The following is a 13,516-nucleotide window of genomic DNA, read 5'->3' as shown; positions in this document are numbered from 1 at the left end:
CACAGGGAACCGACATAATGCCCACCATGGTCTTTCCCCGGGTTATCGCGACCGACCTCGACGGCACACTCCTGGACGCGGGAGGCCTGGTCTCCGAACGCAACCGGCGGGCGCTGGCCGCCGCCGCGGAGGCGGGCGTCAGGGTGGTGGTCTCCACCGCGCGCCCGCCGCGGACCACGCAGCACATCGCCGAGCAGCTTCCCTGCGCCGCCGTGCTCTGCGGCAACGGCTCGCTGGCCCACGTGCCCGGCGACGAACCGCTGGTGCGCGCCATCTCCCCGGACACCGCCCGTTCGGTGGTCGAGAAGCTCAACGCGGAGCTGACCGGGATCGGCTACGGCATCGAGACCGGCACCGACTTCTTCCACGACGCCGACTACCACCTGGAGCCGTGGCTGTCCGGCGAGTGGGTGCGCGAGGTGCTGGAGGACACCGAGACGCTGCTGAAGCGGGCCACCCCGATCACCAAGCTGCTCGTGCGCGCCCGCGACATGCCGGTGGAGGAGCTGCACGAGACGGCCGCGGCGGCGGTCGGGTCGCTGGCGGAGGTGACCTACTCGGGCAGCTACAGCCTGCTGGAGCTGAGCGCGCCGGGCGTGAACAAGGGCAGCACACTCGCGATGGTCTGCGAGCGGTGGGGGGTGTCCGCCGAGGAGGTGGTGGCCTTCGGCGACATGCCCAACGACCTGGCCGCCCTGTCCTGGGCGGGCGCGGGGTACGCCATGTCCAGCGGGCACCCCGACCTGCTCGACCCCGCGCTGGGACTGCGGGTGGCCCCGTCCAGCAACGAGGACGGCGTGGGCCGGGTGGTCGAGCAGCTGCTCGCGGAGCGCTGAACTGCGATGATCTTGTACTCGTAGCCGATGTCGGCGCTCGGCCTCGCTGTAAGTACCAGATCACGGCGAAGGGAGCCGGCCCCGGACACCGCGCCGGAAAACACCTGGACCGGGCTCGGGTCCGCCTCCTAGGGTCGCCCCACACGTACCCGGAGAAGGGCTCACCGTTGCCGCACCCCACCCAGATCGTCTCGTCCCTGGCCAACTCCGACCGCCTGGCGCTCTACGCCCGCGTGGTCGCCGCGGGAGCCGGGGGGCTGCCCGCCGGGGAGGTCCGCGCGGACGGGCGGGGGCGCAGGAACCTGGCCCGGCTCTCGGACGCGGGACTGGTGCGCGAGGACGACGGCCGCGTGGTGTGCGTGCCGGAGGTGTTCTCCGCCGCCCTGGAGGAGCACCGGCCCGTGCGCCGGGACCCGGTGGACGCGCTGTTCCACGACGGGCGGCTGAGCGCGCTGCCCGCCAGGCGCGAGCTGCGCGTGCGGGTGCTCGCGCGGATCACCGACCGGTTCTTCGCCCCCGGGGCGACCTACACCGAGAAGCAGGTGAACGCCGCCCTGCGGTCCTGCTGTGACGACCACTCGGCCATGCGCCGCCACCTCGTGGACGAGGGCTACCTGACCCGCGACGACGACGGCAGCGCGTACCGGGTCGTGGAGGCCTGAGCCTCCGCGCGCCCGTCCCGTCACCCGCGGCGGCTCAGGCCTCCACGCCGTCCACCTGCTCGTGGTAGGTGCGCCGGGTGCGCTCGGTGTGCTCGCTCATCAGTCTCAGCGCCGCGTCCGCGTCACGGTCCTCGATGACGTCGACGAGGGCGGAGTGCTCGTCCCAGGAGGCCGCCCCTCGGACGCGGGCGACCGGGGCGTAGTACCAGCGCACCCGCCGGTCGACCTGCGCGGCCAGCTCGGCGAGCACCCCGTTGCCAGAGGCCTCGGTGACGGTGCGGTGGAAGTCGGCGTTGGCCTGGACGACCGCGTCGGTGTCGGCGCGGTCGGTGGCCGCGCGCCCGGCGGCGACCAGGTCGCGCAGGAACCCGATCTGCTCGGACGAGGCGTTCTGCGCGGCCAGGCGGGCCGACTCCGTCTCCAGCAGGGCGCGCACGGCCAGGAGCTGGTCGGCCTCGCTCTCGGTGGGCGTGTGCACGAACGCCCCGTATCCGGGCCGCAGGTCCACCCACCCCTCGTTGCTGAGCCGCTGCATCGCCTCGCGGACCGGCTGGCGCGAGACGCCGAGGGTCTGGGCCAGCTCGGTCTCGACCAGGTGCTGACCGGGCGAGAGCGACCGGTTGGTGATCAGGTCGAGGATGGCCTCGTACACGGCTTCACGCAGCGGCACGGGGCGCTGGACCCGTCCCGCGACGGCGTTCAACCCCTGTGGGGACATAGGGCGGCTCCATCCGGATGCGTGGGCTTTGTAGACAGTGTACAAAAGGCGGCAGGCGGGTGCGCCGTCACGGCAGCTCCACGAGTTCGACTCGGCCGGCCCGGCGGCCCGGCGGCACGACCGCGAGGGCGTCCGCGACGGCGGCGGCGCGCAGGTCGGCCGAACCGGTGCCGGGCAGTTCCACCGCCAGGTCGCGGCTGACGCGCACCGGCACCAGGCGGGTGTCCGTCGGGTGCGGCGGGGTCGGTCCGATGAGCCGGACCCGGCGGCCGAGGTGGGCGGGGTCGCGCCGGTCCGCGCGGCCGGTGAGCACCGGGACGAGCAGCGTGAGCGCGGCGGCCAGCGCGGCGCCGGGGTTGCCCGGCAGGCCCACGACCACCGTTCCCGAGGGCAGCACGGCCAGCACCTGCGGGTGCCCGGGGCGGCAGGCCACGCCGTCGACGACCATCCGCGCGCCGAGTCCGGCGAGTACCGGGCGCAGGTGGTCTGCGGGCCCGGCCGAGGAGGACCCGCAGACCGCGACGACCTCGGAGGGCGGGGACGCCTCCAGGGCCCGTGCCGTGTCCCTGCCGCGGTCGGCGACCGCCAGGGCGGGCAGGCAGCGCCCTCCGGCCCAGGCGACCAGTCCGGGGAGCAGCGGGCCGATCGCGTCGCGCACGGTGCCCGGGCGCGGCGTTCCCTCGCGCACGACCTCGTCCCCGGTGACCAGGACGCGCACCGGGGGGCGGACCACGGGCAGCGTGTCCAGGCCCAGGCTCGCGGCCAGGCCCAGGAGGGCGGGGGTGACGGGGCTGCCGCGGCGCGCGGCCAGCGCCCCGGCGGGAGTGGTCTCGCCCTTGCGGCGGATGTGCCTGCCGGTCTCGGCCCCGCCGCGCACGCGCCCGGAGGACACCGTCGCCCGCTCCCAGGGGAGGACGGCGGTGGTGCCCTCCGGCACGACGGCGCCCGTGGCGACCTCCACCGCCTCCCCCGGGTTCAGGCGGACGACGGGTCCCCGGCGCCCGGCGAGCGAGCGGCCGAGGACGGTCCAGGGGCCCTCACCGGCCACCGCGTACCCGTCCATGGCCGCGCTGTCCAGTACCGGGACGTCGACCGCCGAGACGAGGTCGGCGCCGAGGGTGGCACCGAGGGCGCCGTCGAGCGGCTCCTCGGCCATGGGCTGTCCACCCTCGGCGCCGGTCACCCACGCCAGCTCCCGCGCCTTGGTCCAGGGCAGCGGTGCGCGCGGGTGGCTTTTTCCGTGAAGAAGCGGAGAAGTTTCCGGGGCAACCGGGTCGGGCATTCCTTCTCTCCCTGTCGTCGGGTGAAGAACGCTGCCCTGAAGCATACTGTATACAGTATTTTATGGAAAGGAGTCCTCATGCGAATCGCCGTACTCGGCGCCGGAGCGATCGGCGCCTACGCGGGAGCCGCGCTGCACAGGGGCGGGGCCGACGTGCACCTCATCGCGCGCGGCGAGCACCTGCGGGCCCTGCGCGAGCGGGGGGTCCGGGTCCTCAGCCCGCGCGGGGACTTCGACGCGCACCCCCACGCCACCGACGACCCCACCGAGGTCGGGCCCGTGGACGCCGTCATCCTCGGCCTGAAGGCCCAGCACTACGCGGCCTGCGGCCCGCTGCTGCGCCCCCTGATGGGCCCCTCCACCATGGTCGTCGCCGCCCAGAACGGCATCCCCTGGTGGTACTTCCACGGGATCGAGGGGCCCCTGGCCGGGCACCGGATCGAGAGCGTGGACCCCGGCGGCGCGGTCAGCCGGACGATCCCGGTCGAGCGCGCCGTGGGCTGCGTGGTCTACGCGGCCACCGAGATCGCCGGACCCGGCGTGATCCGGCACATCGAGGGGACCCGGTTCTCCATCGGCGAACCGGACCGCTCCTCCTCCCGGCGCTGCCGCGACCTCCAGGCCGCGATGGAGGCGGGCGGGCTCAAGTGTCCGATCGAGCAGGACCTGCGCGAGGACATCTGGGTGAAGCTGATGGGCAACATCGTCTTCAACCCGCTGAGCGCGCTGAGCCGCTCCACCATGGTGCAGATCTGCCGCAACCGCCCGACCAGGGAACTGGCCCGCACCATGATGGCCGAGACCCTGGACGTGGCCGCGCGGCTGGGCGTGCGCCCCGCCGTCTCCATCGACCGGCGCCTGGCCGGGGCCGAGCGCACCGGCGACCACCGCACCTCCACCCTGCACGACCTGGAGCGCGGACGCCCCATGGAGCTGGACGTCATCCTGTCCGCCGTGGTGGAGCTGGCCGACCTGACCGGCGCCCCCGCTCCCGCGCTCCGGGCGGTCGACGCCGTCGCGGGACTGCTCAACGCCCGGATGCTGGACGCACCCGCCCCCACGCCCTCGGAGCCCTCCGTCGCGGCCTAGACGCACTGACCGCAAAGGTCCGCCGGTGGACCCCTCCCCGGCCGTGATCTTGTACTCATAGCGGGGTCGGACGGTCGAGACGCGCCACAAGTACGAGATCACCGCAGGTCAGAACCCACGGGACACACCAACAACACTTCCGACCAGTCCGCTTTCCTACGCACTCTTGACCCTTGTCCGCACCGTCTCAATACTGTATGCAGTATCCGAACAATGTCGCCGCCCGGCGGCCCGGACGAATCCGGCCACGAACACCATGCGAGGCCACATGCGATCCGACGATTTCTCCGCACCCCACAACCGACTCACCCAGCCCCTCGTCCGTGACGGCGGCGAGCTGCGCCCGGCCTCCTGGGAGGAGGCCCTGGACCGCGCGGCCGCCGGGTTCCGGCGCGGGGTGGCCGAACACGGCCCCAACTCCTTCGGCATGCTCTCCTGCGCCCGGGCCACCAACGAGATGAACTTCATGGCGCAGAAGTTCACCCGCGTCGTCGTCGGCACCAACAACGTCGACTCGTGCAACCGCACCTGCCACGCGCCCAGCGTCGCCGGGCTGGCCGCGGCCTTCGGCTCGGGCGGGGGCACCTCCTCCTACACCGAGATCGAGGACACCGACCTCATCGTGATCTGGGGCGGCAACCCGCGCTTCGCCCACCCGATCTTCTTCCAGCACGTGCTCAAGGCCGTGCGGCGCGGGGCGCGCCTGTTCGTGGTGGACCCCCGGCGCACCCCGACCGCCGAGTGGGCCGACCGCTGGCTGGGCCTGAACGTGGGCACCGACATCCCGCTGGCGCACGCCATCGGCCGCGAGATCCTGCACGCGGGACTGGCCAACGACACCTTCGTCCAGCGCGCCACCAGCGGCCTGGACGAGTACCGCGCGCTGGTGGAGCCGTGGACGCTGGCCGCCGCCGAGGCCGAGACCGGCGTGCCCGCCGAGGCCATCCGCGAGCTGGCGCACGCCTACGCCCGCGCCGAACGCGCCCAGATGTGCTGGACGCTGGGCATCACCGAGCACCACAACGCCACCGACAACGTCCGTTCGCTGATCAACCTGTCGCTGCTCACCGGGCACGTGGGGCGGTACGGGTCCGGGCTCAACCCGCTGCGCGGCCAGAACAACGTGCAGGGCGGCGGCGACATGGGCGCCATCCCCGACCGCCTGGTCGGGTTCCAGGACCTCCTGGACGCCCGGGTGCGCGCGCCCTTCGAGGCCGCCTGGGGACGGGAGATCCAGCCCGACAAGGGCCTGAACCTGACCCAGATGTTCGAGGCGATGGACGAGCACGAACTCAAGACGCTCTACGTGATCGGGGAGAACCCCGTCCAGTCCGAGCCCGAGACGCACAAGACCACCCGCCGCCTGCGCGGCCTGGACCACCTGGTCGTGCAGGACATCTTCCTGACCCGCACCGCCGAACTGGCCGACGTGGTGCTCCCGGCCAGCGCCTCCTGGTGCGAGTCCGACGGCACCTTCACCAACAGCGAGCGCCGCGTACAGCTGGTGCGCAGGGCGCTGGACCCGCCGGAGGGCGCCCGCGACGACATCGAGATCATGTGCGACCTGGCCACCCGGCTGGGCCACGACTGGGCGCGGCCCTCCGCCGAGGAGATCTGGAACGAGGTCCGCGCACTCTCCCCCATGCACCGGGGCATGAGCTACGCGCGTCTGGCCGAACTGCACGGCATCCAGTGGCCGTGCTACTCCGAGGACGCCGTGGAGCCGAGCTACCTGCACGCGCGGCTGTGGTCGGAGGACCCCGCCGAGCGCGGCGAACCCGCGCCGTTCGGGATCGTGGGCCACTCGCCGCCGGTGGACCTGCTGGACGAGGACTTCCCCTTCCGCCTGACCACCGGCCGACGGCTGGACGACTACAACACGGGGGTGCAGACCAGCGGGTTCTCCTCGCCGCTGCGCCGTGGCGAGCTGCTGGACCTGTCCCCCGAGGACGCGGCCAAGCTCGGCGTCGGCGACGGGGAGACGGTCCGGGTGACCTCCCGGCGGGGCTCGGTCCTGGTCCCGGTCTCGGTCACCGAGGCCATGCGGCCGGGCCTGGTGTTCATGACCTTCCACTTCCCCGAGCAGGTGGACACCCAGCTGCTGACCATCGACGCCACGGACCCCATCGCGGGGACGGCGGAGTACAAGGCCGCCGCCGTGCGGATCGAACGGGTGGAGCGGCCGGCGCGCCCGGCCGCCGCCGCGAGCTGAGGAAAGAAGGAGGGCCGTGCCGTCGCCCCAGCCCCCTGCGGCGGCGGCACGGCCCGTCGTGCCAGGTCAACGCCCTGCAAGAGCGCATCGGACGCCCTGGGGCATCCTTACGCGATCTTACCGCTTACAGGGGTTGTCAACCCGAACACCGTCATCATACTGTTCTCTGTATACAGAATCCTGTGATCTGGATTACACTCGATATGAGGTGACCACGGCGTGGACCTGCGATTCCTGGACGAGACGCCCACCACCGCCGAACGCGAGGCCGTCGAGAGCGTGCTCGGGCCGCCCGAGTCCGGTTGGGACGGCGGCACCCGCCAGGACGCCGACCTGCGCTACGCGCGGGGCGGCCACTCCGCACGCGACCGGCGCGACCTGCTCCTCCCGGCCCTGCACGCGGTGAACGACCGCGTGGGCTGGATCAGCCGCCCCGCGCTCGACCACATCTGCCGCAGGCTGACCGTCCCCCCGGCGGAGGCCTACGCCGTCGCCTCCTTCTACGCGATGTTCGCCCTGCACCGCAGGCCCCGCCGGGTCGTGCACCTGTGCACCGACATCGCGTGCGCGGCGGCGGGCTCGGACGGGATGCGCGCCCGGCTGGCCGAGCGCCTCGGCCCGCCCGGCGGCCACGACGGGGAGGCGGCCTGGCACGAGAGCCCGTGCCTGGGCATGTGCGAGCGCGCGCCCGCCGCCCTGGCCGTGGAGGCGGGCGCCCCGGCACGGTACGCCGTCGCCGCCCCCGCCACGCCCGAGGCGCTGGACGCCATGGCCGCGGAGGCCCTGCCCGACACCGGGGCGCCGGAGACCAACGGCCACCAGCCCGCCACCACCTTCGGCGCGGACCCCCTGCCCGGGAGCACGCCCGAGCCCGACCCCGCGGCGGCCGTGCCCGACGCGGGCTCGCCCGACCACGTGCTGCTGCGCCGGATCGGCACCGTCGACCCCCTCAGCCTGGACGACTACCGCGCCGCGGGCGGGTACGCCGCGCTGCGCCAGGCGCTGCGCCTGGGCCCCGCCGGCGTCATCCGGGAGGTCTCCGACTCCGGCCTCGTCGGCCGGGGCGGGGCCGCCTTCCCCACCGGACGCAAGTGGCAGGCCACCGCCCAGCAGCCGGACGGCCCGCACTACCTGGTGTGCAACGCCGACGAGAGCGAGCCCGGCACCTTCAAGGACCGGGTCCTGATGGAGGGCGACCCGTTCTCCGTCGTCGAGGCGATGACCGTCGCCGGGTACGCCGTGGGCGCGCGGACCGGCTACCTCTACATCCGGGGCGAGTACCCCCGGGCGCTGCGCCACCTGGAGAACGCCATCGCCCTGGCCCGCGGGCGCGGCCTGCTCGGCCCGGACATCCTGGGCTCGGGGTTCGCCTTCGACATCGAGATCCGGCGCGGCGCGGGCGCCTACATCTGCGGCGAGGAGACCGCGATCTTCGGCTCCATCGAGGGCTACCGGGGCGAGCCCCGCAGCAAGCCGCCCTTCCCCGTGGAGAAGGGGCTGTTCGGCAAGCCCACCGCCGTGAACAACGTCGAGACGCTGGTCAACGTGCTGCCCGTCCTGCTGATGGGCGGACCGGCCTACGCGGCCGTGGGCACCGGCCAGTCCACCGGCCCCAAGCTGTTCTGCCTGTCGGGCGGCGTGCGCCGCCCGGGGTTGTACGAGCTGCCCTTCGGCGCCACCCTGCGCGACCTCGTCGAGGCGGCCGGGGGGATGCCCGAGGGGCGCACCATCCAGGCGGTCCTGCTCGGCGGCGCGGCCGGGACCTTCGTCCGCGCGGACGAGCTGGACATCCCGCTGACCTTCGAGGGGGCCCGCGCGGCGGGCACGTCCCTGGGTTCGGGGGTGGTGCTGGTCCTGGACGACACCGCCGACCTGGTCGCGACACTGGTCCGGGTGGCGGCCTTCTTCCGCGACGAGTCCTGCGGCCAGTGCGTGCCCTGCCGGGTGGGCACCGTGCGCCAGGAGGAGTCGCTGCTGCGGATCAGGTCCGGAGGCGACGCCGCCGCCGAGGTCCCCCTGCTGCGCGAGGTCGGCCTGGCGATGCGCGACGCCTCGATCTGCGGCCTGGGGCAGACCGCGTGGAACGCCGTGGAGTCGGCGATCGACCGGCTCGGCCTGTTCGACGCGACCGACGACACCCACCAGAGCACCGGCCCGGACACCCGGGCGGCAACCGAGGAGGCCCGATGACCGTCCCCGTACTCCTGGCCCCGCCCAAGCGGCTGATCGACGCGACCATCGACGGGCGCACCGTGCGCGTCCCGGAGGGCACCACCGTCCTGGAGGCCTGCGCCGGGGAGGGCACCGAGATCCCCACCCTGTGCTACGGCGACACCCTCACCCCCCGGAACGCCTGCCGGGTGTGCGTGGTGGAGGTGGAGGGCGCGCGCACGCTCGCCCCCGCCTGCTCGCGCAGGCTGGAGCCCGGCATGAGCGTGGCCACGGACTCCGAGCGGGTGCGGCACAGCCGCAAGATGGTCCTGGAACTGCTCGGCTCCTCCGTGGACCTGTCCACCACCCCGAAGGTGGCCGAGTGGATGGAGCGCTACGAGGCCGAGCCCGAGCGGTTCGGCCCGCGCGCCGAGGCCGCGGCGCTGGGCGTGCGCGACGCCCGCCACGCGGGCGACCACGAGCCCGGCGACGGCGCGGCCGCGGAGACGGTCGAGCAGCCCCCGAAGGTGGACAACGACCTGTACGTGCGCGACTACTCCAAGTGCATCATGTGCTACAAGTGCGTGGACGCCTGCGGTGACCAGTGGCAGAACACCTTCGCCATCGGGGTGGCCGGGCGCGGCTTCGACGCCCGCATCTCCACCGAGCACGACGTCACGCTGCCCGACTCGGCCTGCGTGTACTGCGGGAACTGCATCGAGGTGTGCCCCACCGGCGCCCTGTCCTTCCGCACCGAGTTCGACATGCGCGAGGCGGGTACCTGGGACGAGGAGGCGCAGACCGAGACCACCACGATCTGCACCTACTGCGGGGTGGGCTGCAACGTTACGCTGCACGTGCAGGAGAACGAGATCGTCAAGGTCACCTCGCCGCACGACAACCCGGTGACCCACGGGAACCTGTGCATCAAGGGCCGGTTCGGCTTCCAGCACGTACAGCGGCGCGGCGGCGGCTGACCCCCGCGGGCCCGCTCCGGAGCGGGCCCACCTCGGGGGATGAGAAACCGGGCGAAATCAGATAGAACCGGGACAGAGGTACACCGGAAGGCGGTGGAGCGGATGGGACGGGTCACGGTCCGGGAGAAGGTGCTCCGGATCAGGGACGGGTCCGCGACCGAGCGCGTGGACACACTGGTCGTCGAGGAGCCCCTGGAGATCAGGCTGGACGGGGACCCGCTGAGCATCACCATGCGCACCCCCGGCAACGACTTCGACCTGGCCGCGGGGTTCCTGGTGAGCGAGGGCGTGGTCTCCCGCGGCGAGGAGGTCACCGCGATCCGCTACTGCGCCGGGGCCACCGAGGACGGTTCGAACACCTACAACGTGCTCGACGTGTCCCTGGCCCCGGGGGTCCCCCGCCCGGACACCTCCCTGGAGCGCAACTTCTACACCACGTCCTCGTGCGGCCTGTGCGGCAAGGCGAGCCTGGACGCCGTGCGCACCCAGGCCGTGTGGCCGGTGGACGGGGACGGGCTGCGCGTCGAAGCGCGGACCCTGACCTCGCTGCCCGACCGGCTGCGCGAGGCGCAGCGGGTGTTCGAGCGCACCGGCGCCCTGCACGCCGCCGGGCTGTTCACCGCCGACGGCGAACTGCTGGCCCTGCGCGAGGACGTGGGCCGCCACAACGCGGTGGACAAGCTGGTCGGCTGGGCGCTGCGCTCCGGACGGCTCCCGCTGCGCGAGACGGTGCTGATGGTCTCGGGGCGCGCCTCCTTCGAACTGGTCCAGAAGGCGTGGATGGCCGGCATCCCGATGATGGCCGCCGTCTCCGCGCCCTCGTCCCTGGCCGTCGACCTCGCCGCGGAGGCGGGCATCACCCTGGTCGGCTTCCTCCGGGGAACCTCCATGAACGTCTACGCCGGACGGCACCGGATCCTCCTGAAGAAGGCGCACACCACGCCTTCGGCGGCCACGGGAGGCGTCCGCGGTCCGGGTCGGTAGACGCGGGAGCGGCCGGTGCGCTCCAGCCCCCTGCACCGACCGCTCCCGACATCCGGTCCCCGAAGAACCGAAGCAATTCCCACTCGCTTTGATAAACTTGCCGTATGACTGAAGGCAAGCTTCCCGTGGGCAGTGGTTCCTCGGTTCGGGTCAGCCTCTCGCTTCCGGAGGGCACCGCTGAGGCGGTGCGCGCCATCACCGGGAAACGAGAGTTCTCCGCCTACATCACCGAAGCGGTCGAGCACCGGTTGCGCAGCGACCTGATCGCCCAGGACCTCGCGGACTACCAGGAGGAGTACGGCGCCTTCACTGAGGAGGAGCGCGCCTGGGCCAAAGCGGAGTTGGCTGGCGAGCAGAAGGATGCCAGGGATTCGGGCGAGGCCGTGTGAGGGGCACCCTCGTCCTGGACTCGGCAGGGCTGTCCGGGTTCATCACCAGAGACCGCAAGACCATGCTCCTCATTGACGCCGCGGTCCAGGAGGATCGTTCTCTGGTCATCAGCGCGGCAACCATCATCGAGGTCCAACACCGAGGAGTGGGTACCGCGAGGCTGAACTGGGTGCTCTCTCGTCTCAGGGTTGAGGACCTCGGCAAGGACAGTGCGCGGTCAGCCGCCGCACTCCTCCAACGGGCCGGTCTGCACGGTCATCAGTACGCCATCGACGCGATGGTGGCGGAGGTGGCCCTACGGCAGCGGTCTCCCGTCACGATGCTGACATCGGATGTCGGGGACATGTCCCGGCTGTGCGGCTCCGCAGTTCGCCTGGTCGCTGTCTGAGGAGGACGGTCTTCCGGGGAGCCGCCGGTCACCCGGAAGACCGCGCTTCTCCCTAGACGCGTCCCTCGGGGCGCAGGGTGTAGTGCGGGAAGTTGCCGGGCGGGCGCTCGGCCGCAGGTCCCCTCGTGACCGCGTGGACCAGCAGCTCACCGCCGACGAAGGCGCCCCGCCAGGAGTCGCCCCAACCGCCGAACAGCTCCTCGCGGTCCCCGCGCGAGCGCGGCCGGTTGACGCCGACCTTGAAGGCCCGCACCCCGGCGGCCAGGCGCGCGGCCGTGTCGGTGTCGTCGCACGAGACCGTGGCGACCAGGGCGCCGTTGCTGGCGTTCATGGCGGCCAGCAGCTCGGCCTCGGTGTCCACCAGCACGATCGAGTCGACCGGGCCGAAGGGCTCGGCGTGGAAGAGCGGCGAGGAGCGCGGCGGCTCCAACAGGGCCACCGGGGCCACGTAGGCGTCGGTGTTCTGGCCCGGCAGCAGGAGCGCGTCCTCCAGTCCACCGCGGTACAGCGGCACGGCCCCGCCCGCGACGGCCTCGGCCACCCGGTCGGTCAGCTCCTTGGCCTTGGCCGCGTTGATCACCGGGCCGAAGTCCAGCTCGGGCAGGTCGTCCCCGGCCGACTCCACGGCCAGCGGGTGGCCGAAGCGCACCGCCCGGACCGCCGTGAGGTAGGCGTCGAGGAAGGCGTCGAAGCGCGAGCGCTGCACGACGAACCGGGGATAGGCGGTGCAGCGCTGCTTGGCGTAGTCGAAGGTCTTACGGATCTGCCCGGAGAGGGTCTCCCAGTCCTCGAACTCCCACACGCCCCAGCAGTTGAGCCCCTCCTGCTCCAGGACGTGCGGCCGCCCCAGGTCGGCGAGGTCGGCCGCCACCCGGCCGCCGGTGTCCCGGCCTCCCACGAAGGACACGCAGCCGATCTCGGGCCCGCGCACCAGCGCCGGGGAGAGGTCGCGGCCGCCTCCGCTGACCAGTGTGAACGGCAGGCCCTCGCGGACCGCCAGGGCCACGGCCAGGGTCAGGCAGACCAGCCCGCCGTCGGTGGGGGTCTTGGCGATCACGCCGTTGCCCGCCAGCGCCTGGACGCACATCGCGTGCGCCAGCACGCTCATCGGGTAGTTCCAGCTCGCGATGTTGCTGACCGGGCCGTCCAGGGGCAGGCGTCCCTCCAGCATGGGCTCGACGCCGTCCAGGTACCACTCGACCCCCGATATCGCCCGGTCCACGTCCTGGCGGGCCAGCCGCCAGGGCTTGCCGATCTCCCAGACCAGGGCCAGCGCGAGGGTGTCGCGGTGCCGCTCCCAGGCCCGGACCGCGGCGCGGACCCGCTCCCGGCGCTCGGCCAGGGGCAGCGCGCTCCAGCGGCGGTGCTCCTCGGCGGCCCCGGCGACCGCGCGGGCCGCGGTGGCGCCGTCGAGCATGGGCGGGCCCGCGATCTCCGAGCCGTCCACGGGCGAGTACGCGGTCCGGGGCTCGCCGTCGGCGCGCCACCGGCCGCCCCAGTGGTTGTGCGTCCGGTCGGGTCCGAAGGCCTCCGGGGCCTCCTCGCGGCAGCGGGTGTACAGGGTCGCCCAGTCGGTGCCGGGCTTGAGCGTCGCCGTCATCGCGCCGTGGGCGCCGCCTCGGAGAGGGCGCCCGCCTCCTCTCCGCGGGGTGCTCCGGCCAGGACGGTACGCACCATCCGGGCCGCTTCGCTGGGGGTGGTGCCGACCTTGACGCCGACGGCCTCCAGAGCTTCCTTCTTCGCGGCGGCCGTGCCCGAGGAACCCGAGACGATCGCGCCCGCGTGACCCATCGTCTTGCCCTCCGGAGCCGTGAAGCCCGCCACGTA

The 13,516-nt window shown here is 73.2% G+C and carries 12 protein-coding genes and 1 pseudogene; 9 read left to right on the top strand and 4 right to left on the bottom strand.

Annotation, left to right across the window (positions count from 1 at the left end):
- Positions 1-17 precede the first annotated feature (17 nt).
- The gene (locus tag FYW99_RS09755; protein WP_150251719.1) at positions 18-836 is read left to right on the top strand and encodes an HAD-IIB family hydrolase; all 819 of its coding nucleotides are present in this window, start codon (positions 18-20) and stop codon (positions 834-836) included.
- A 167-nt stretch (positions 837-1,003) separates the two neighbouring features.
- Entirely contained in the window at positions 1,004-1,498 is a 495-nt protein-coding gene (locus FYW99_RS09750) for a DUF2087 domain-containing protein (protein ID WP_150251718.1), read from the top strand.
- A gap of 34 nt (positions 1,499-1,532) precedes the next feature.
- Here FYW99_RS09750 and FYW99_RS09745 read toward each other — a convergent pair whose 3' ends face one another.
- On the bottom strand, positions 1,533-2,216 hold the full coding sequence (locus FYW99_RS09745) for a GntR family transcriptional regulator (protein ID WP_190394611.1): 684 nt from the start codon (positions 2,214-2,216) through the stop codon (positions 1,533-1,535).
- Positions 2,217-2,283: 67 nt separating this feature from the next.
- Positions 2,284-3,372, bottom strand: a complete 1,089-nt coding sequence (locus FYW99_RS09740; RefSeq protein ID WP_150252225.1) for a molybdopterin-binding protein — start codon at positions 3,370-3,372, stop codon at positions 2,284-2,286.
- Positions 3,373-3,576: 204 nt separating this feature from the next.
- On the opposite strand from FYW99_RS09740, the gene FYW99_RS09735 reads away from it, so the two are divergent.
- From FYW99_RS09735 to FYW99_RS09705, 7 genes are all read left to right on the top strand, one after another.
- Positions 3,577-4,587 carry a 2-dehydropantoate 2-reductase gene (locus tag FYW99_RS09735; RefSeq protein WP_150251717.1) on the top strand — a complete coding sequence of 337 codons (1,011 nt, stop codon included), beginning with the start codon at positions 3,577-3,579 and terminating at the stop codon, positions 4,585-4,587.
- A 268-nt stretch (positions 4,588-4,855) separates the two neighbouring features.
- Positions 4,856-6,799 carry a molybdopterin oxidoreductase family protein gene (locus FYW99_RS09730; protein ID WP_150251716.1) on the top strand — a complete coding sequence of 648 codons (1,944 nt, stop codon included), beginning with the start codon at positions 4,856-4,858 and terminating at the stop codon, positions 6,797-6,799.
- Positions 6,800-7,018: 219 nt separating this feature from the next.
- The gene (locus FYW99_RS09725; protein ID WP_150251715.1) at positions 7,019-8,989 is read left to right on the top strand and encodes an NAD(P)H-dependent oxidoreductase subunit E; all 1,971 of its coding nucleotides are present in this window, start codon (positions 7,019-7,021) and stop codon (positions 8,987-8,989) included.
- On the top strand, positions 8,986-9,927 hold the full coding sequence (locus FYW99_RS09720; RefSeq protein WP_150251714.1) for a 2Fe-2S iron-sulfur cluster-binding protein: 942 nt from the start codon (positions 8,986-8,988) through the stop codon (positions 9,925-9,927). Before FYW99_RS09725 ends, FYW99_RS09720 begins: the two co-directional genes overlap by 4 nt.
- 102 nt (positions 9,928-10,029) lie before the next feature.
- Positions 10,030-10,911, top strand: a complete 882-nt coding sequence (gene fdhD / locus FYW99_RS09715; protein ID WP_150251713.1) for a formate dehydrogenase accessory sulfurtransferase FdhD — start codon at positions 10,030-10,032, stop codon at positions 10,909-10,911.
- 104 nt (positions 10,912-11,015) lie between these two features.
- Positions 11,016-11,300, top strand: a complete 285-nt coding sequence (locus FYW99_RS09710) for a hypothetical protein (RefSeq protein ID WP_150251712.1) — start codon at positions 11,016-11,018, stop codon at positions 11,298-11,300.
- Positions 11,297-11,689 carry a DNA-binding protein gene (locus tag FYW99_RS09705; protein WP_150251711.1) on the top strand — a complete coding sequence of 131 codons (393 nt, stop codon included), beginning with the start codon at positions 11,297-11,299 and terminating at the stop codon, positions 11,687-11,689. Before FYW99_RS09710 ends, FYW99_RS09705 begins: the two co-directional genes overlap by 4 nt.
- Positions 11,690-11,741: 52 nt before the next feature.
- Here FYW99_RS09705 and FYW99_RS09700 read toward each other — a convergent pair whose 3' ends face one another.
- Entirely contained in the window at positions 11,742-13,289 is a 1,548-nt protein-coding gene (locus tag FYW99_RS09700; protein ID WP_150251710.1) for an aldehyde dehydrogenase family protein, read from the bottom strand.
- Positions 13,286-13,516, bottom strand: a pseudogene (locus FYW99_RS09695) (succinate--CoA ligase subunit alpha); the annotation flags it as partial. The gene FYW99_RS09700 and the pseudogene FYW99_RS09695, both read right to left, overlap by 4 nt.

This window comes from Nocardiopsis deserti (assembly GCF_008638355.1).
Taxonomy (GTDB): Bacteria; Actinomycetota; Actinomycetes; order Streptosporangiales; family Streptosporangiaceae; genus Nocardiopsis; species Nocardiopsis alborubida.
The sequence above is the reverse complement of the archived record's forward strand: the minus strand, read 5'-3'. Positions and strand labels throughout refer to the sequence as shown.

Bases quoted from the DNA above. Each gene is read 5' to 3' on its own strand.
- FYW99_RS09720 (WP_150251714.1), top strand. From the start codon at position 8,986: ATGACCGTCCCCGTACTCCTGGCCCCGCCCAAGCGGCTGATCGACGCG.
- FYW99_RS09745 (WP_190394611.1), bottom strand. From the start codon at position 2,216: ATGTCCCCACAGGGGTTGAACGCCGTCGCGGGACGGGTCCAGCGCCCC.
- FYW99_RS09740 (WP_150252225.1), bottom strand. From the start codon at position 3,372: ATGGCCGAGGAGCCGCTCGACGGCGCCCTCGGTGCCACCCTCGGCGCC.
- FYW99_RS09730 (WP_150251716.1), top strand. From the start codon at position 4,856: ATGCGATCCGACGATTTCTCCGCACCCCACAACCGACTCACCCAGCCC.
- FYW99_RS09755 (WP_150251719.1), top strand. From the start codon at position 18: ATGCCCACCATGGTCTTTCCCCGGGTTATCGCGACCGACCTCGACGGC.
- FYW99_RS09735 (WP_150251717.1), top strand. From the start codon at position 3,577: ATGCGAATCGCCGTACTCGGCGCCGGAGCGATCGGCGCCTACGCGGGA.
- FYW99_RS09710 (WP_150251712.1), top strand. From the start codon at position 11,016: ATGACTGAAGGCAAGCTTCCCGTGGGCAGTGGTTCCTCGGTTCGGGTC.
- FYW99_RS09700 (WP_150251710.1), bottom strand. From the start codon at position 13,289: ATGACGGCGACGCTCAAGCCCGGCACCGACTGGGCGACCCTGTACACC.
- fdhD (WP_150251713.1), top strand. From the start codon at position 10,030: ATGGGACGGGTCACGGTCCGGGAGAAGGTGCTCCGGATCAGGGACGGG.